Here is a 16814-nt window from a genome sequence, read left to right as displayed (position 1 = left end):
GATCATCCGCCTTCGCGGATGATGACACCGCGCATGACATCGTCTGCGCCGCCCTCACTCCGGCGAGGCCCCCACCGGCGGGCCGCCGGGCGGGCGGTGCAGGAAGGTCAGGGACGCATACGCGCCGACCCAGGAGCCGATCGCGGCGAAAGCCACATAGAAGGCGTTTTCGGTGTAGCTGATCACGGCATAGGACGAGAGCAGGTACCAGATCGCGCTCCAGGTCGCCGCCGGCATGCGCTTGCGCGCGACCACGGCCGAGGTGAACATCACGTAGACCGCGTCGGTGGCCGCCGTTGCGACGAACACGGCGCCTGCGGTGAGGGGATCGATGGCGGCCATTGCAATCCTTTCTGCGATCATGACATGGTCGCGAAAATTACAGCATGATCCGGAAAAGTGCGCAGCGGTTTTCCGAAAAGATCATGCTGGACTTGAACGGGAGAGGAGCGGTCATGCAAACCCCCGCCGATATTCTTAGGGATATCTGGACCTCCGCCGGCGGCGATGCGGCCGCGCTCGCGCGCGTGCGGCTGATCGGGGAAGAGCCGCAGATCCCGTCCTCGTTTCGCGTCGCTGTCGCCGGACAGACGACGATTGCTGCCGCCGGCCTCGCTGCGGCCGAACTCTGGCAGCTGCGCAGCGGCGAGGCGCAGGACGTCTCCGTCGACATGCGCCACGCTGTCGCCGAATGCCGCTCCGAGCGTTATCTGCGCCTGGACGACAAACCGCCGCCTCCGGCCTGGGACGCCATCGCCGGCGTCTACAGGACCGGCGATAACAGCTTCGTCCGCTGCCACACCAACTTTCCGCATCATCGCGATGCCGTCTGCAAGGTGCTCGGCTGCGAGGCGGAGCGCGAGAAAGTGCAGGCCGCATTGATGCAATGGAGGGGCGAGGATTTTGAAACCGCCGCTTACGCCGCGGGCGGTGTCGTTGCCTTGATGCGGAGCTACGACGAATGGTCCGCGCTGCCGCAGGCGCGTGCGCTCGCCGAATTGCCGCTGATCTCGATCGAGAAGGTCGGCGATGCTCCGCCAAAGCCGTGGCCCAAAGGCGACCGTCCGCTCTCTGGCATTCGCGTGCTCGATCTCTCCCGCGTCATTGCAGGCCCGGTCGCCGGGCGCACGCTCGCCGCGCACGGCGCCGACGTGCTGCTGGTGTCGGGGCCGGAGCTGCCGGCCATTCCCTGGCTCACCATCGACACCGGCCGCGGCAAGCTCACCACCTTCATCGAGCTGAAGAGCGAGCCGGGCAGGGCGCAGATGCGCGCGTTGCTCAAGGATGCCGACATCTTCTCGCAAGGTTATCGCCCGCGTGCGCTCGCCGCTCTCGGCTTTGCGCCGGAGGACGCAGCGGAGATCAATCCCGGCATCGTCTACGTGACGTTGTCCGCCTACGGCCATGCCGGCCCCTGGGCCGAGCGGCGCGGCTTCGACTCGCTGGTGCAGACCACGACCGGCTTCAACGATGCGGAAGGGAAGGCCGCCGGCATCGACGGCCCCAAGGAATTGCCGGCACAAATGCTCGACCACGCCACCGGTTATCTGATGGCGTTCGGCGCGATGATGGCGAAGGTGCGCCAGGCCCGCGAAGGCGGCAGCTGGCACGTGCGTGTGTCGCTGGCCCAGACCGGCCGCTGGTTGTGGAATCTCGGCCGGCTCGAGGGCGGCCTGGATACCCCGGATCTTACGGGCGAGGCCGTACATCCTGCGTTCATCGAAGCCGTGCCATCTGGCTTTGGCACGTTGAAGGCGGTGCGCCATTCTGCGCTGCTCTCGAGGACGCCGGCACAATGGAGCCGTCCGGCGATGCCGCTCGGCAGCCATCCGGCACAGTGGCCGGGGCGAAGCTGACGGGAAGCTGACGCATCGCAAAATTTTAACGCAAACCGAAAGGCACGTTGCGTTTTTTAGGTTGTTTGAAATCCCAATTCAGCACTATTAGCGCGACCGATAAGGCAGCCATCTGCCGAGATCGTCGCAGACACGACCGGGCCCCATGGTAGTTGAAAATACCAAGCGAATGCAGGTGCTTACGAAACAACGGGTGATCACATCCGTAGTTTTACTAGCCCTTGCCGGTGCCGGCGCCTATGGCTTCCTCCGCGCGGGAGCCAAGGAGAAGAGCCACTCCGAGATTTCCAGCCAGTCGCGCAGGAATGCGCAGAACTTCACGCCGACGCCGTCCGAATGGGCCACGCTGACGATCGAGCCGGTCAAGGCCAGGACCTTCCGGGCCGAGTACGTCACCGAAGGCAAGGTCGCGGTCGACGAGGACCGCTCGACGCCGGTGTTCTCGCCCTATGCGGGCCGGGTCACCAAGCTGCTGGCCAAGCCCGGCGAGACCCTGAAGCAGGGTCAACCGCTGTTCACGATCGAGGCCGCCGACACCGTGCAGGCCCAGAACGATTTCATCGCGGCGATGACCGCGCAGAACAAGGCGAAGTCGGCGATCGATCTTGCCGACATCCAGTTCAGGCGTGCCAAGGATCTCTATGAAGGCCACGCCATTCCGCTGAAGGATTTTCAGCAGGCGGAAGCAAACCAGGTCCAGGCGCAGAACGACATGCGCTCATCGGTGACGGCGCTGGAGGCCGCGCACAACAAGCTGCGCATCCTCGGCTTCACCGACGAGACCATCAAGGCGTTCCAGGACAAGGGTGTCATCGATCGGGAGATCACGATCTACTCGCCGATCTCCGGCACCGTCGTGCAGCGCAAGATCGGCCCCGGCCAGTATGTCAACGCCGGTGCCAGCGATCCGGTGTTCGTGGTCGGCGACCTCTCCACGGTCTGGCTCACCGCCTTCGTGCGCGAGAGCGATGCGGCAGCGGTGTGCACCGGTCAGGATATCACCGTCAACGTGATGGCGCTGCCGGGCCGTCCGCTCACCGCCAAGATCAACTACGTCGCCGCCGCGATCGATCCCAGCACCCGCCGTCTCCTGGTCCGCGCCACCATCGACAACAAGGACGGCTTGCTCAAGCCGGAGATGTTCGCCAACGTCACGATCTATTCGGCCGGCGACCGTGCCGCGCCCGCGGTGCCCAAGCAGGCGCTGATCTATGAAGCCGACAAGGTCCGTCTCTGGGTCGCGCGCGAGGACAAGTCGGTGGAGCTGCGCGAGATCAAGACCGGCCTCATCAACGGCAACCTCGTCGAAGTCACCAGCAATCTGAAACCCGGCGAGCAGATCGTCGTCAAGGGCAGCCTGTTCATCGACCGCGCGGCGTCCGGCAGCTGATCGACGATCTAACAAACAAGACAAGCTGAAGACCTAAATGGATCGCCTCGTCGCCCTTGCCGTCAACCGGCGCTTCCTGATGGTCGGCATGTTCGTCGCCGTGTTGATCGGCGGCCTGATCGCGTTCAACCAGCTCAACATCGAGGCCTATCCCGACCCGACCCCGCCGATGGTCGATATCGTGACGCAGAGCCCGGGTCTGTCGGCGGAGGAGATCGAGCGCTACATCACGATCCCGATCGAGACCCAGGTGGCGGGTCTGAAGAACCTCACGACCATCCGCACCATCTCGCTCTACGGCCTCTCCGACGTCAAACTCCAGTTCTCGTTCGCCTACACCTATGACGAGGCACAGCAGCAGGTCCTGAACCGCCTGGCGCAGCTCGCGCCGCTGCCGGGCAACGTGCAGCCGCAGATCTCCCCGCTCAGCCCGATCGGTGAAATCTTCCGCTACCGCCTGGTCGGCCCGCCGAACTACAGCGTGCTCGACCTCAAGACCATCCAGGACTGGGTGCTCCAGCGCCGCTTCCGCGCCGTGCCCGGCGTGATCGACGTCACGGGGTGGGGCGGCAAGAGCAAGACCTACGAGCTCCAGGTCGACAACAACAAGCTGGTCGCCAATGGCCTGACGCTGCCGCAAGTGCTCCAGGCGGTCAGCAATTCCAACGTCAATGTCGGCGGCAACACCGTCAATATCGGCCAGCAATCGGCGGTGGTGCGCGGCGTCGGCCTGATCCGCTCGATCGACGACCTCGCCAACACCATGATCGCCCAGACCAACGGCAATCCGGTGCTGGTCAAGGACGTCGCCACCGTCACCGTCGGGCAGAGGCCCCGCCTCGGCATCGCCGGCATCGACGATTCCGACGACATCGTGCAGGGCATCGTCCTGATGCGCCGCGGCGAGCAGAGCTCGCCAACCATCAAGCGCGTCCATCAGCTCGTTCAAACCATCAACAACTCCAGCATCCTGCCGCCGGGCGTGCGCATCGAGCGCATCTACGACCGCGGCGACCTGATCGAGCTCACCACCCACACCGTGCTGCACAACATGGTGGTCGGCATCCTGCTGATCGTGCTGCTGCAATGGATCTTCCTCGGCGATCTCCGCAGCGCGCTGATCGTCGGCGCCACCATCCCGTTCGCGCTGTTCTTCGCGGTGATCATCCTGGTGCTGCGCGGGGAATCGGCGAACCTGCTCTCGGTCGGCGCCATCGATTTCGGCCTGATCGTCGATGCCACCGTCATCATGGTGGAGGCGATCTTCCGCCGCCTGACGCAGACGACGCCGGTGTCGGAAACCGAGCACATGTCGTCCGAGACGCTGTTCGGCATGAAGAGCCACGCCATCCTCAGCGCCGCCGCCGACGTCTCGCGCTCGATCTTCTTCGCCGCGGCGATCATCATCGCGGCGTTCATCCCGCTGTTCACGCTGTCAGGCGTCGAAGGCAACATCTTCGGGCCGATGGCGCGCACTTATGCCTATGCGCTCGCCGGCGGCCTGCTTGCGACCTTCACCGTCACCCCGGCGCTGTCAGCGATCATCCTGCCCGCACATGTCGAGGAAACCGAGACGAAGGTCATGCAGATCCTGCACCGGCTCTACATGCCTGTGCTGAATTGGGCGGTCGCAAACCGCAGCATCGTCCTCGGCGCCGCGGTCGGCCTCGTGCTGATGACGGTGGCACTGAGCCGGCTGCTCGGTCTCGAATTCCTGCCGAAGCTGGAAGAAGGCAATCTCTGGATCCGCGCCACGCTGCCGCCGACCATCTCGCTCCAGGAAGGCAATTCCTACGTCAACGAGATGCGCAAGGTGATCCGCGCCCGGCCCGAGGTCGAATCCGTGGTGTCGCAGCACGGCCGTCCCGACGACGGCACCGACGCCGCCGGCTTCTTCAACGCCGAGTTCTTCGCCCCGCTCAAGCCCGCGAGCCAGTGGCCGGGCACGCATGACAAGGAAGAGCTGACCGCGCAGCTGCTCAAGCAACTCGACGACCGCTTCCCTGGCGTCGAGTTCAACTTCTCGCAATATCTCCAGGACAACGTCTCCGAAGCCGTCTCCGGCGTGAAGGGCGAGAACTCGATCAAGCTGTTCGGTAGCGATCTCCAGGCGCTCACCGACACCGCCAACAAGATCAAGCAGGTGCTGTCGACCGTGCAGGGCGTCACCGACCTTGCGGTGTTCACCTCGCTCGGGCAGCCGACCATCCAGATAGACATCGACCGTGCCAAAGCCGCGCGCTATGGCCTTGCGCCCGGCGACATCAACGCCACGATCAAGGTCGCGATCGGCGGCGACTCCGCGGGCGATCTCTATGAGCCCGGAAGCGACCGCCATTTCCCGATCATCGTGCGCCTTGCGCCGGAATATCGCCGGAGTGCGGAAGCGATCCAGAATTTGCGGATCGGTGCGCCCGGGCCGAACGGCACCGTCACGCAGATCCCCTTGAGCGAGGTCGCCACCATCAGCCTCGTCTCCGGTGCGGCCTACATCTATCGCGAGCAGCAGGAGCGCTATCTGCCGATCAAGTTCTCGGTGCGCGAGCGCGACCTCGGCAGCGCGATCCGCGAGGCCCAGCAGAAGATCGCCGATCAGGTGCAGCTGCCGCCCGGCTCGCACATGGAATGGGTCGGCGAGTTCGGCAACCTCCAGGATGCGATCCGGAGGCTGTCGATCGTGGTGCCGATCTCGCTGGCGCTGATCGGCGTGCTGCTCTGGTTCAATTTCGGCTCGATGACCGACACGTTGCTGGCGATGAGCGTGATCCCGATGGCGATCTTCGGCGGCGTGCTGGGCTTGTTGATCACCGGCACGGCGTTCAGCGTCTCCGCGGCGATCGGCTTCATCGCACTGTTCGGCATCGCCGTGATGGACGGCATCATCATCCTGTCGCAGTTCAACCAGTTGATCGAAGAGGGCATGGACCGCTTGAGCGCCGTGGTGCGCACCGGCGAATTGCAGCTCCGGCCCGTGCTGATGACCTGCGTCGTCGCCGGCGTCGGCCTGCTGCCGGCGGCGCTGTCGGAGGGCATCGGCTCGCAGGTGCAGAAGCCGCTCGCGGTCGTGGTCGTCACCGGCATGATGCTGGCGCCCGTCGTGATCCTGGTGACCTTGCCGGTGCTGATCTCCTTCTTCTCGCGCCGCGCGCGCTGAGATCAGGCCGACGAACTAAAGCGCGATGAGATTGCGATGAATCGTCATCGCGCTTTAGGTTTTTATTTGAGCATTATCTTTTCGGAAAACCGCTGCGCACTTTTCCGGATCATGCTCTAGAACCCGTAGAGCCGGGCCGGATTGTCGACCAGGATCTTCTTGCGCACGCCCGCATCCGGCGCCCACACCGGGAGCTGGTTGAGCAAGGCACCGTCGTCGATCTGGTAGAGCGGCGCGATGTCGGTGGCTTTGCGCCCCTCGACGCGGCTCGAATCCGGATGCGGCCAGTCGGTGCCCCAGACGATGCGATCCGCGTTCGCGGCGATCAGCGCCTGCGCGTATGGCACCATGTCCTGATAATCGGGCGCGAGCTTCGACGAGCGGTAGGCGCCCGAAATCTTGACATAGGCCTTGCCGGACCTCACCAGCGCGACGAGATCGGAGAAGCCCGGCTGCTCCAGGCCCAGTGGGGCCTCGAGCCCGCCGAAATGGTCGAACACGACTGGCACCGGCGCCGTCTCGACGAGGTCCTTGATCGCCGAGATCATGGCCAGCGTGGTGTAGAGCTGCACGTGCCAGCCGCGCGCCTTCATGCGCTCGACTGCGGCGGTGAAGCGGGGGCGGCCGACATTGGGGTCATTGACGCCGCCGGTCGCCAGATTGAGGCGGACGCCGCGGAAGCCGTCCTGATGCATCGTGTCGAGCGCGCTCTCCGGCGTCTTGTCGTCGATCACCGCGACGCCGCGCGCATTCGCGCCGCGTGCCTTCATGCCGAACAGGGTCGATGAATTGTCGGTGCCGTAGACGCTGGGGGTGACGATCACCACGCGTTCGATATGCAGCGCTTTGTGCAGTGCGGCCATCTCCTCGGGCGAGGCCGGCTCGGGCGTGTAGACGCGCCCGGCGAAGAACGGAAACTTCTCGACATCGCCGTGGATGTGGGTGTGGCAGTCGCAGGCCTGCGGCGGGACGTCGAAATTGACCGGCGTCGCGGGCTGCGCGGCCCGGGCGTGGGCTCTGTTGGTCATGGCTACTCCGGCGGCGAGGGAGGCAAGCAGGACACTGCGTCGGTTGAGCACGGTTTCTCTCCCTGATTTGTTTTTTTGAGGCCGTGCGAGACAATATCACATCAGCCCGGCAGCCGCTCCGTTTCGCTGCATAGCTGCTCGACGAGGTCCGCAAGCGGGCGTGAGCCGTCAACGCGCACGACCGGGCAGGGCAGGCCGGAGAGCCACGCTTCATGCTTTGCGAGATTGCGGCCCTCGCGATCGCCGGCTTCGTAGTGCGAGGCCCATTCGACGAAGTCTTCAGTCTCGGCATGGCGCCAGCCGCCCGGCGCGACGGCATTGGCACCAAAATGAGCGGCCTCGCGGGCGCGCAATCGCTTCAGCCGGAGCTCGCGCGGCGTGGTCACGAAGACGACCAGATCAAAGTACGAGACGAGCTCCTCGCCCCAGCCCGTGATGGACCCGCTCAGCACCCAGTCGTGACGCGGCAGGAACATCTCGCGCATCAGGCGCAGGCGCTCGGCGGCCGGGCGCGTCGTCTGATAGGGCGGCACGGTCGGCAGCCAGAAATAGTCATCGCTGTCGTGATGCGGTAGCGCAAGCCGGCCCGCGAGAGCACGACCGAGCGTCGTCACGCCGGAGCCCGAAGCTCCCATCAGATGGATGCGGCGGCTGTTCATGGCACCCGCGAGAAGATTGAGATTACTGCCCCGACGGCGTGCGCAGGCCGTGCCAGGCGTCGCGGACCTGCTGGTAGTGCACCTCGGGCAGATAGTCCGGCGTGTTCAGGCTCAAGGTCTTGACGTCGAGATGGCCGACGGCGCTGAGCAGGGTGTAGGAGGCGATCACGCGGTCGCGCTGCGCGCCGATCAGGCGGGCCTTGGCCTGGATCAGGTCCGCCTGCGAGTTCAAGACGTCGACCGTCGTGCGCTGTCCGCCGGCGGCCTCGCGCTGCACGCCCTGGAGCGCGACGGTTGCCGCCTTCACCTCGGACTCCGAAGCGGAGACCGCGATCTTGGCACCTTCGTTCGCAACCCACGCGCTGACGGCGGCGGTGCGCGCCTGGTTGCGCACCTGGTCGAGCACGAGCCGGCTCTGCGCCGAGACCTCCTTGGCCTGCCGAGTCTGCGAGGCGGCCTGTCCGCCGTCATAGATCGGCGCGGTGACATTGGCGACGATCGAGGCTTGGTCGGTTGCGAAGGTGCCGAGCGTCGGGTCGCTGTCCCGGCTTTTGCTGGCGCTGCCCTGGACGCTGGCGCTCGGCAGCAGCGCGCCCTCGGCGACACGGATGTTGGTGGACGCGACATCGACGTCGAAGCCAGCGGCCATCACCGCCGGATGCTGGCGGATGGCCATCGTCATCGAGTCCTCGCGGCTCTTCGGCAGATAGCGATCGACCACTTCGGCGGGCTTCAGCTGCGACGGCGGATTGCCGATCACCTGGGCATAGGTCGCCTGGCTGATCGCGAGCGCGACTTCGGCGGCGTTGAGATCGGCAAGGCCGCGGTTGAGACGGGCTTCGGCCTGCGCGGTATCGGTCGGCGTGACGTCGCCGGCGTTGAGACGGCGCTGCGTGACCGCGAGCGTCTCGCGCAGGAAAGCGACGTTGGAGCGCTGCGCCTCGACCAGCGACTGGTTTGCCAGCACGTTGGTGTAGGCGGTGACGGCGTCGAGCAGCACGCCCTGGCCGACATTGCGCAGCGCCTCGCGGCCCGACTGCACCTGGAGTTCAGCGGCCCGCACATTGTTGGCGGTGCGGAAGCCGTTGAACAGCGTCTGCGTCACCGTGACGCCGATGGTCCACGGCTTCAGATCGGCGGTCTGGATGGTGTTGTTGGGCAGAAGATTGCGCACCGATTGCAGGCCGGCGCTGAGGCTCGCCACGAGTTGCGGCCGGTACCCGGCCAGCGCCTGCGGCACGTTCTCGTCGGTCGCGCGCTGGCGGGCGCGCTCGGCGTTGAGCTGCGGGTTGGTCTGGTAGGCTTTTGCCAATGCCTCTGGCAGGGCTTCTGCCGACGCAGCCGCGGGCAGGGCGCAGCAAAGCACCAGCGCGGTCCATGTCGCAAGCACAGGACCCACGCCCGATCGATGCCGCGTCATCACGCGACCAGCTCTGGCGGCACGCCCAATCATGAAATCCCGCAAACCCCGGCTGTCCGCCCCCGCCGACGGCGGCCCTCTTAACTGTTTAACCAGCCGAGGTCCCGCAGGCAAACTGCCGCGGGGGAAACCCCCATCTATTCCGTGCTTGTTGCAGGTGCGTCACAGCATTTTTGCGGATCAGCACCAGAGGCTTACACCAGCCTGACCGTTCGCTTGCACTTACCGGTTCTTGTTCACCGGCTTGCGCTTCTCAATGAACGCGGCCATGCCCTCGGAGCGGTCCTCCAGCGCGAAGGTCGCGTGGAACAGGTTGCGCTCGACGCTCATGCCCTCCGCGAGCGTGGTCTCGAAGGCGCGGTTCACCGCTTCCTTGGCCATCGCGGCGGCAGGGCGCGACATCGCGGCGATCTTCTCGGCGGCGGCCATGACTTCGTCCATCAGCTTGTCGGCCGGCACGATGCGGCTGACGAGGCCTGAGCGCTCGGCTTCCGCCGCATCCATCATGCGGCCGGTGAGGCAGAGATCCATCGCCTTGGACTTGCCGATGGCCCGGGTCAGGCGCTGGGTGCCGCCGATGCCGGGAATGGTGCCGAGCGTGATTTCGGGCTGGCCGAATTTGGCGGTGTCGGCGGCGATGATGATGTCGCACATCATGGCGAGCTCGCAGCCGCCGCCGAGCGCATAGCCTGCGACGGCGGCGATCGTCGGCTTGCGGCAACGCGCGACGCGGTCGCCGCCGATCGCGGCGAAGTCTTCCGAGAACATGTCGATGAAGCCCTTCGGCTGCATCTCCTTGATGTCGGCGCCGGCGGCAAAGGCCTTCTCGCTGCCGGTCACGACGATACAGCCGATGGCGTCATCGGCCTCGAGATCGTCGACGGCCGCGGCAATCTCGCGGAAGACGCCGAAGGAGAGCGCGTTGAGCATCTTCGGCCGGTTCAGCTTGACGATGCCGACCGCGCCCTGGCTTTCGACGATGATGTGTTCGAACGTGCTCATGCTCCACCCACGCGTTTGATTGGGCGGGCAATGTGCCCGCTCGCGCGGATGCCTTCAAGGGGCCTGAAGGCCGCCCGAACAAAGGTCGCCCGGAACACGCCGCAAGACGCGTATCCCGGGCGCGGAGGTTCTTCTTAAGCCATGAACATGCGCGCGGCGGAGGCGAGCGTCAGCAGCGTGCCGACGCCGATGAAGATCTTGCCGATCAGGGAGCTCTGGTCCCAGGCCGAGGTCTGCTGGCTGCTCGCCATCACGGGCGCCGGCCGCGGCTGCGCGTCGGTTGCGGCAATCACCGCCTTCTGCGCCGGCGGGTTGTCCTGTGGCAGGGCGCGATCGAGATCGTTGAGCTGGTCGGGTGCGACGACCTGGCTCTCGGCGTCCGAGGCGGCGGGAGCGTCGGCCGCGGCCTGGACGTTGTCGTTGGCGCGGCCCGTCATCGCGGTGGCCGCGGCTGCCGTCGGCGTGTCGGCGGCGGCGAGCTGGGCACGGGCGTTGGCGACCTGCTGCGGCATCTGGCTGGATGCCCGCACGTCGGCATTGGCCTTCGCCTCGTCGGTCTTCGTCGCGTCCGTTTTGGCGGCCTTGTCGTCGGAGGACTTCTCCGCCGTCTTGCTGCTGCTGCGGCGAGAATAGTGGCGCCGGTGCTTGCTTGGCTTGTCCGCGTCGGCCTGTTTGCCGGCGCTGTCCGATTTGCTGCTCGCAGCCTCGTTCGGTGCCGCCTGCGCAACGCCTCCGAACAGCAGGAAAAGCCCGGCCAGAAGAATCAGGGCAGCGCGCCCGCTGGCTTTCATCATGTTGACGATCTCCCCAATCCACCCATCCCGGGACGAACAGAGACGCCGGGGCGTGACCACAGCGGGGCAGAAAGTGGGAATCTTCGGGCTACACCGGGCGAAAACGGGGCAATCCGGTTCCTCGCGGCCGGCCGCTGGATGCGGGACGGGCCGATCGGTGTTATGAGCCGTCGCAGACTTTTTCGGCCCTTTCGGCAACGCGGTCGGGTGCAGATCACGAATTCGTGATCAAGCAGGCGCCCGCGTAACAAATTGAAAGAGCGGCCGAATTGCATGGTGAGGGCGCGTGCGCGGACGTGAGGACGAATGGACCGACCTGATGCGGTCGGCCATGGCTGGCGATGATGCGGCGTATCATCGCCTGTTGAAGGCGGTCACGCCGGTGCTGCGCGCCGCCGCGAGGCGGGGCTTGGCGCGGGCCGGGCAGCCCCCCGACCAGGCCGAGGATATCGTGCAGGAGATTCTGTTGGCGGTGCATCTGAAGCGGCACACCTGGGACAGCGAAGCCCCCTTCGCGCCCTGGCTGTTCGCGATCGGCCGCAACAAGCTGATCGACGCGCTGCGCCGGCGCGGCAGGCGCGTCTTCGTCAACATCGACGATTTCGCCGAGACCTTGCCGGGCGAGGCGCCGCAGGAAACGGCGTCGGCGGGCGAGGTCGCCGCGCAGTTGGGCACGCTGCCGCAGCGCCAGCGCGAGGTGCTGCAGTCGATCGCGGTCGATGCCGCCTCGATCAAGGATACGGCGGCGAAGTTTTCGATGAGCGAAGGTGCGGTGCGGGTCGCGCTGCATCGCGGACTTGCGGCGCTGACTGCCAAACTGCGAGACCATTAGTCATGGATACCGATCAACTCATTCGCACGCTCGCGGCCGACAACGCCCATCGCGCGCCGCAGGTCGGCGCCGTGCTGACCATGGCGCTGCTGGTGGCGGCGCCGTTGTCGATCCTGATCTTCGCGACGTTCCTCGGCGTGCGGCCCGACGTCATGACCGCCATGCACAATCCGTTCTTCGACATGAAGTTCGCGGTCACGCTGTCGCTCGCGATCCCCGCGATCATCGTCAGCCTGCATCTGTCGCGGCCCGAGGCCCTGATGCGCGGCTGGGGCTGGCTGCTGCTGCTCCCCGTCGGCCTGCTCGCGGTCGCGATCGGCGGCGAGATGATGATGGCGCCGGCGATGCCGATGACGATGCGCATGATGGGCAAGAACTCCAGGGTGTGCCTGGTCGCGATCCCCGCGATGTCGCTGCCGCTGCTTGCAGGCGCGCTGTTCGGCCTGCGCCACGGCGCGCCGTCGCGTCCCGCGCTCGCCGGTGCGCTCGCCGGCCTGGTGTCGGCCGGCCTTGCGGCCACGCTCTATGCCTCGCACTGCACCGACGACTCGCCGATGTTCGTCGCGACCTGGTACACGATCGCGACCGCGCTCGTGACCGCGATCGGCGCCGCCATCGGTTCAAAAGTCTTGCGATACTAAACGAACCGGCTTCACACCGCCGGCGTCGTGCTCTGCATGCGGTGGAAGCGCAGCACCTGCTGCGCGGTCGATGAGCGCAGCGCCTCGTAGGTGTCGCGCAGCGTCAGCATGTCGGTCTGCGAGCCGCCGGAGAGCTTCTCGCGCATGGCGATGATGGCGCGCACGCTCGACCATTGCATGCCGGCGACCTTGGCGAGGATCATCACGCCCTCGGTGCGGCTCTCGATCATCATGTTTTCGGCGGTCTCGACCGCGACGCCCGCGAGCGCCGCGAGCCCGGCATTGGTCTCGTCGAACTTGCCCTGCTCGGCGAACGCGGTGACCTGGAATTCGCTGAGGCGGCCGTCCTCGTGCAGCGACCTCACCAGCGCGCGCGCCATCTCCGTTTGCCTCGTCATGGCGGCCGCGCGGACCCGCTGGGCCGCTTCCTGCACCACGCTCGAGACTTCGTTCGCAAGCTCGGGATGGGCAGCCTCCAGCTTCCTGCGCACGCTCAAGGAGGCTTTCGCGACCAGCTTCAGATAGTGATGGCGCGGCAAATCGGGCCGCAGTCCGATGCAGGTGGCGAGATCGTCGTCGCGCTCGGCACGGGTGACGAGGTCGATGAGGCTTCCCTCGGAAAGCTGCGCGCCGGGATTGCTGGCGGTCGACCGCACCACGTCGTCGTTGCCGCGCGTCACCAGCAGGTCGGTCAACGCTTCCGACAGCACGCGACGGAGCGAGATCGCCTTGAGATGCGCCTGGCCCCTGGTGCGCGCGATCTCGAGCAAGGTGGTCTCGTCGAGCCGTTCCGATTTCGACAGCACGGGGCCTGCGACCTCGATGACCTCGTCGAGCGCGAGCGTGCGGATGATTTTTGGCGGCGCGGCCGCGATCGGTGCGAGGCGCTCGGCGAGCAGCGCTCGCGCCGAGGTCTCGATCTGCTCGATCAGGCACTGGAATACGTCGTCGAACACGCGGACATGCTCGTCGGAATAGTCCACCGCGTTGCCCACGAAGAGATCGGTGACGCGGCGCAGTGTCTCGACCCGGCGCGCGACGGTGCCGTGCGAGAGTGCAGCCTGCAATTCGTCCAGCAGGTTCTCGGATGGTTTGGCGGGTTTGGATCTCATTGCCCTGTCCTGGAGCGTTCGGTCCGGTGGCGGCTTCTGTCGCCCCCGGAGAAAATGGATTGGTCAACTCGTTGCAATTCGGTTGCGCCCTTGCGCCTTGGCGGAATAGAGCGCGCTGTCGGCGCGCGCGAGAAACGTGTCGGCAGTATCAGTGTCGCGCAGCGTCACGACGCCCGCGGAAATCGTCACCCGCATGCCCGGCGAGAATGCGCTCCAGTCGAGATCGGCGATGATGCCGCGCAGCCGCTCCAGCATGCGCGAGGCCGCCTCGGCTGCCGTGTCCGGCAGCAGCAGCAAAAATTCCTCGCCGCCGTAGCGGCCAAAACTGTCGGCCGGGCGGATGTTGGCGAATACGGTGATGGCAAAGGTGCGCAGCACCTCGTCGCCGACGGGATGGCCGTGGGCGTCGTTGATGCGCTTGAACCAGTCGAGATCGATCAGTGCGATCGCGCATGGCGTGGACGCCTGCCGCGACTTTTCGATCTCCGCGTCCAGAAGGCGCATGATACAGCGGCGGTTGTAGGAGCCGGTGAGTTCGTCGAGCTCGGCGAGCTCCTCGATGCGGCGATAGGCATCCTTCAGCTCGATGCTGCGCCGATACAGGATCTTGCGCAGCGTGGCGCCGAACAGGCCGAGGAAGGCGCACTGGCCGATCACCAGCACGAAGCATAGCATCGAGGCGGTGCGCTGCAGCCGCGTCGCAACGGGCATGCCGATCGGCAGGTCGGAGGCGAGGAACACGGCGGCAAGGCCGCTGGTCGCGATCGCCCAGGTCAGCATTGCCTGGGCCGAGGTCATGCGCAGCGTGCCGAAGGCGAAGATCAGGAACAGCACGCTGATGAAGGCGACGCCGATGGTCGGCACCGACACCAGGAACACGAATTGCAGCGCCATGTGCGCCGAGATCTGGAATACGGTGAGATAGTGGTCGGTGAATCTGTCGCCGACGCCTGCTTCCGACAGCACGGCGAACGTGCCGATGATCAGGAGGCCGCCGAACCAGAACAGCGAGGCGACGTCGATCGAGATCGCGCCGTCATAAGCGTAGAGCAGCAGGACCGAGGCGCCGAGCGAGTAGCTCACCACCTGGCCGATATACATCTGGCGGCGCTGCCGGGCCCTGCGCGCCCGCACCACGGGCGCGGCCGCCTCGGGCGCGAGGACGAGATCCGCGGCCTCAGCGGCATTCCTCTCCGGAAAGGACGTCGCGGCCGTGCTCATGGTCCCGCCAATGGTGCCGTTCAGCCCAAAAATCTACGTGGCAAGCCTTTAGGTTTGGTATCCTTCGAAACCGAATCCGAACCATGCAGCGCAGAACAGCATGGTGTTCGCCGGCGGGAGAATTTGCCGGCGATTAGGCATCGTTTGCGATGCGGTCGAGCCAAAACGGGGGTTCGTGAGACATACGTCGTGCAGGACTGCTATGGAACCGGAATTGATCGGCCCGCCCGTGCCGGGCAGACATTCCGCAAGAAAGTGTCTCAGTATTATGTTACCTACAGCGATCGAGGCGGCCAACCGCCGCAAGTGGGACGAGAAAAATGCACGTATGTGGGGTAGATCACACAGGCCCCCGTACGACTGCGGTAGCTTGAAGAATTTCGTCCCGCCCGTCGAACCCTCCGCCGCATCGACCCGACCAACTTTGCGAGACGGCCTTTGAGCGTGACACAGGCGGCTACGGACGAGGTCCTGATCGCCAGGATCGCCCAAGGCGACCGGCTCGCCATGCAGGTGCTGTACGGGCGGCACCATGTCAGGGTCTACAGGTTCGGGCTGAGGCTCGTGCGGGACGAGCAGGCGGCGGAAGACCTCATCAGCGAGGTGTTTCTCGACGTCTGGCGTCAAGCCGGAAAGTTCGAGGGCCGATCCGCCGTTTCCACCTGGCTGCTGGCAATCACCCGATTCAAGGCCCTCTCGGCGCTCCGGCGCAGGAAGGATTTTGAGTTGGACGAAGACGCCGCGAACGCGATCGAGGACCAGTCCGATGATCCGGAAACGGTGGTGCAGAAGAAGGATACCAGTGAAGCGTTGCGGGAGTGTCTGACGGGCCTCTCGCCGGAACACCGGGAAATCGTCGATCTCGTCTACTACCACGAGAAGTCCGTGGAAGAGGTGGCCGAAATCGTCGGGATACCGGAGAACACTGTGAAGACGCGCTTGTTCTATGCGCGCAAGAAACTGGCCGAACTGCTGAAGGCAGCCGGCGTTGAGCGAGGCTGGCCATGATGGCGTTGAGCAAGAAGATGCTGGAGCAAGAGCCCAGTGAGATTGAACTGCTGCTGCCCTGGCACGCCGCCGGCACGCTGAATACGCGCGATGCGCGTCGTGTCGAGGAAGCGCTGGCGCGTGATCCCGAGCTCGCCAGGCAGTACGCCGCGATCCGCGGCGAGTACGAAGAGACCATCCATCTGAACGAGAGCCTGGGGGCTCCATCGGCGCGCGCGATGCAGAAGCTGTTCGCGGCGATCGACGCCGAGCCGGCGCGGGCAGCCGCGCCGTTGCCGCTCTCCACGCGGATCTCGACCTTCTTTGCGAGCCTGTCGCCGCGCACGCTGGCCTGGTCGGCGAGCCTTGGCGCCATCGCGCTGCTGCTGCAGGCCGGCATCATCGGCGCCGTGCTGATGAAGACCCAGACCGCGACCTTCCAGACCGCCTCGCTCTCGATCGGCGCTCCGATCACGCGCGAGCTCGGAGCCGCACCGGCGCGGGCGCTGGTGCGCTTCACGCCCGAGGCACGCGTCGCCGACATCACCGCGCTGCTCGACAGCTACCAGGCCTCGATCATCGGCGATGCCAAGGGTGGCATGTTCCGCCTCCAGTTCGACAAGGCGATGAGCCAGGACGAGCTCGCCGCGCTGCTGGCCAGGATGTCGCGCGAGAAGTTCGTCAATCTCGCCGTGGCAGCGCCTTAAACGCGCGCCTT

At 65.9% G+C, this 16814-nt stretch carries 15 protein-coding genes; 7 read left to right on the top strand and 8 right to left on the bottom strand.

Features of this window, described 5'->3' with window-relative positions; genetic code table 11:
• Nucleotides 1-54 precede the first annotated feature (54 nt).
• The gene (locus tag AAFG16_RS33730) at nt 55-342 is read right to left on the bottom strand and encodes a hypothetical protein (RefSeq protein WP_027558723.1); all 288 of its coding nucleotides are present in this window, start codon (nt 340-342) and stop codon (nt 55-57) included.
• 113 nt (nt 343-455) lie between these two features.
• On the opposite strand from AAFG16_RS33730, the gene AAFG16_RS33725 reads away from it, so the two are divergent.
• The 3 genes from AAFG16_RS33725 to AAFG16_RS33715 all read left to right on the top strand — a co-directional run bounded on the left by AAFG16_RS33725 (nt 456) and on the right by AAFG16_RS33715 (nt 6400).
• On the top strand, nt 456-1856 hold the full coding sequence (locus AAFG16_RS33725) for a CoA transferase (protein ID WP_342732260.1): 1401 nt from the start codon (nt 456-458) through the stop codon (nt 1854-1856).
• A 145-nt stretch (nt 1857-2001) separates the two neighbouring features.
• Complete coding sequence (locus tag AAFG16_RS33720) at nt 2002-3246, top strand: efflux RND transporter periplasmic adaptor subunit (protein WP_342732257.1); 1245 nt, start codon at nt 2002-2004, stop codon at nt 3244-3246.
• A 37-nt stretch (nt 3247-3283) separates the two neighbouring features.
• On the top strand, nt 3284-6400 hold the full coding sequence (locus tag AAFG16_RS33715) for a CusA/CzcA family heavy metal efflux RND transporter (protein ID WP_283080764.1): 3117 nt from the start codon (nt 3284-3286) through the stop codon (nt 6398-6400).
• Between the two features lie 116 nt (nt 6401-6516).
• On the opposite strand, the gene AAFG16_RS33710 is transcribed toward AAFG16_RS33715, so the two are convergent.
• The 5 genes from AAFG16_RS33710 to AAFG16_RS33690 all read right to left on the bottom strand — a co-directional run bounded on the left by AAFG16_RS33710 (nt 6517) and on the right by AAFG16_RS33690 (nt 11303).
• Nucleotides 6517-7479 carry an amidohydrolase family protein gene (locus AAFG16_RS33710; protein ID WP_342732255.1) on the bottom strand — a complete coding sequence of 321 codons (963 nt, stop codon included), beginning with the start codon at nt 7477-7479 and terminating at the stop codon, nt 6517-6519.
• 50 nt (nt 7480-7529) lie between these two features.
• On the bottom strand, nt 7530-8087 hold the full coding sequence (locus AAFG16_RS33705; RefSeq protein WP_342732253.1) for a hypothetical protein: 558 nt from the start codon (nt 8085-8087) through the stop codon (nt 7530-7532).
• Nucleotides 8088-8109: 22 nt separating this feature from the next.
• Entirely contained in the window at nt 8110-9540 is a 1431-nt protein-coding gene (locus AAFG16_RS33700) for a TolC family outer membrane protein (protein WP_283080761.1), read from the bottom strand.
• A 189-nt stretch (nt 9541-9729) separates the two neighbouring features.
• Nucleotides 9730-10509: an enoyl-CoA hydratase gene (locus tag AAFG16_RS33695; protein ID WP_283080760.1), complete on the bottom strand. Its 780-nt coding sequence runs from the start codon at nt 10507-10509 to the stop codon at nt 9730-9732.
• A 134-nt stretch (nt 10510-10643) separates the two neighbouring features.
• Nucleotides 10644-11303: a hypothetical protein gene (locus AAFG16_RS33690; protein WP_342732250.1), complete on the bottom strand. Its 660-nt coding sequence runs from the start codon at nt 11301-11303 to the stop codon at nt 10644-10646.
• Between the two features lie 286 nt (nt 11304-11589).
• Between AAFG16_RS33690 and AAFG16_RS33685 the strand changes: the two genes are divergently transcribed.
• On the top strand, nt 11590-12135 hold the full coding sequence (locus AAFG16_RS33685; protein ID WP_283080758.1) for a sigma-70 family RNA polymerase sigma factor: 546 nt from the start codon (nt 11590-11592) through the stop codon (nt 12133-12135).
• 2 nt (nt 12136-12137) lie between these two features.
• Nucleotides 12138-12776: a DUF1109 domain-containing protein gene (locus tag AAFG16_RS33680; RefSeq protein WP_342732248.1), complete on the top strand. Its 639-nt coding sequence runs from the start codon at nt 12138-12140 to the stop codon at nt 12774-12776.
• A gap of 11 nt (nt 12777-12787) precedes the next feature.
• Here AAFG16_RS33680 and AAFG16_RS33675 read toward each other — a convergent pair whose 3' ends face one another.
• A complete protein-coding gene (locus AAFG16_RS33675) occupies nt 12788-13888 on the bottom strand; it encodes a DUF2336 domain-containing protein (RefSeq protein WP_342732246.1) in 1101 nt (366 codons plus the stop codon).
• Between the two features lie 63 nt (nt 13889-13951).
• Entirely contained in the window at nt 13952-15109 is a 1158-nt protein-coding gene (locus tag AAFG16_RS33670; RefSeq protein ID WP_342732243.1) for a GGDEF domain-containing protein, read from the bottom strand.
• 438 nt (nt 15110-15547) lie between these two features.
• Here AAFG16_RS33670 and AAFG16_RS33665 point away from each other — a divergent pair, with 438 nt between their 5' ends.
• Together AAFG16_RS33665 and AAFG16_RS33660 are read left to right on the top strand one after the other, a co-directional pair.
• Entirely contained in the window at nt 15548-16117 is a 570-nt protein-coding gene (locus AAFG16_RS33665) for a sigma-70 family RNA polymerase sigma factor (RefSeq protein ID WP_283080754.1), read from the top strand.
• Nucleotides 16114-16803, top strand: coding sequence for a hypothetical protein (locus tag AAFG16_RS33660; protein WP_283080753.1), 690 nt, complete (start codon nt 16114-16116; stop codon nt 16801-16803). Before AAFG16_RS33665 ends, AAFG16_RS33660 begins: the two co-directional genes overlap by 4 nt.
• The last annotated feature ends 11 nt before the right edge of the window (nt 16804-16814 follow it).

The organism is Bradyrhizobium sp. B117, assembly GCF_038969555.1.
Lineage (GTDB): Bacteria > Pseudomonadota > Alphaproteobacteria > Rhizobiales > Xanthobacteraceae > Bradyrhizobium.
Note: the sequence above shows the minus strand (reverse complement) of the source record. Positions and strands in the feature narration are given on the sequence as shown.

What these genes read in the sequence shown, in the direction of transcription:
- AAFG16_RS33705 (WP_342732253.1), bottom strand. Translation starts at nt 8,087, where the DNA reads ATGAACAGCCGCCGCATCCATCTGATGGGAGCTTCGGGCTCCGGCGTG.
- AAFG16_RS33695 (WP_283080760.1), bottom strand. Translation starts at nt 10,509, where the DNA reads ATGAGCACGTTCGAACACATCATCGTCGAAAGCCAGGGCGCGGTCGGC.
- AAFG16_RS33670 (WP_342732243.1), bottom strand. Translation starts at nt 15,109, where the DNA reads ATGAGCACGGCCGCGACGTCCTTTCCGGAGAGGAATGCCGCTGAGGCC.
- AAFG16_RS33680 (WP_342732248.1), top strand. Translation starts at nt 12,138, where the DNA reads ATGGATACCGATCAACTCATTCGCACGCTCGCGGCCGACAACGCCCAT.
- AAFG16_RS33660 (WP_283080753.1), top strand. Translation starts at nt 16,114, where the DNA reads ATGATGGCGTTGAGCAAGAAGATGCTGGAGCAAGAGCCCAGTGAGATT.
- AAFG16_RS33675 (WP_342732246.1), bottom strand. Translation starts at nt 13,888, where the DNA reads ATGAGATCCAAACCCGCCAAACCATCCGAGAACCTGCTGGACGAATTG.
- AAFG16_RS33690 (WP_342732250.1), bottom strand. Translation starts at nt 11,303, where the DNA reads ATGATGAAAGCCAGCGGGCGCGCTGCCCTGATTCTTCTGGCCGGGCTT.
- AAFG16_RS33720 (WP_342732257.1), top strand. Translation starts at nt 2,002, where the DNA reads ATGGTAGTTGAAAATACCAAGCGAATGCAGGTGCTTACGAAACAACGG.
- AAFG16_RS33715 (WP_283080764.1), top strand. Translation starts at nt 3,284, where the DNA reads ATGGATCGCCTCGTCGCCCTTGCCGTCAACCGGCGCTTCCTGATGGTC.
- AAFG16_RS33730 (WP_027558723.1), bottom strand. Translation starts at nt 342, where the DNA reads ATGGCCGCCATCGATCCCCTCACCGCAGGCGCCGTGTTCGTCGCAACG.
- AAFG16_RS33700 (WP_283080761.1), bottom strand. Translation starts at nt 9,540, where the DNA reads ATGATTGGGCGTGCCGCCAGAGCTGGTCGCGTGATGACGCGGCATCGA.
- AAFG16_RS33725 (WP_342732260.1), top strand. Translation starts at nt 456, where the DNA reads ATGCAAACCCCCGCCGATATTCTTAGGGATATCTGGACCTCCGCCGGC.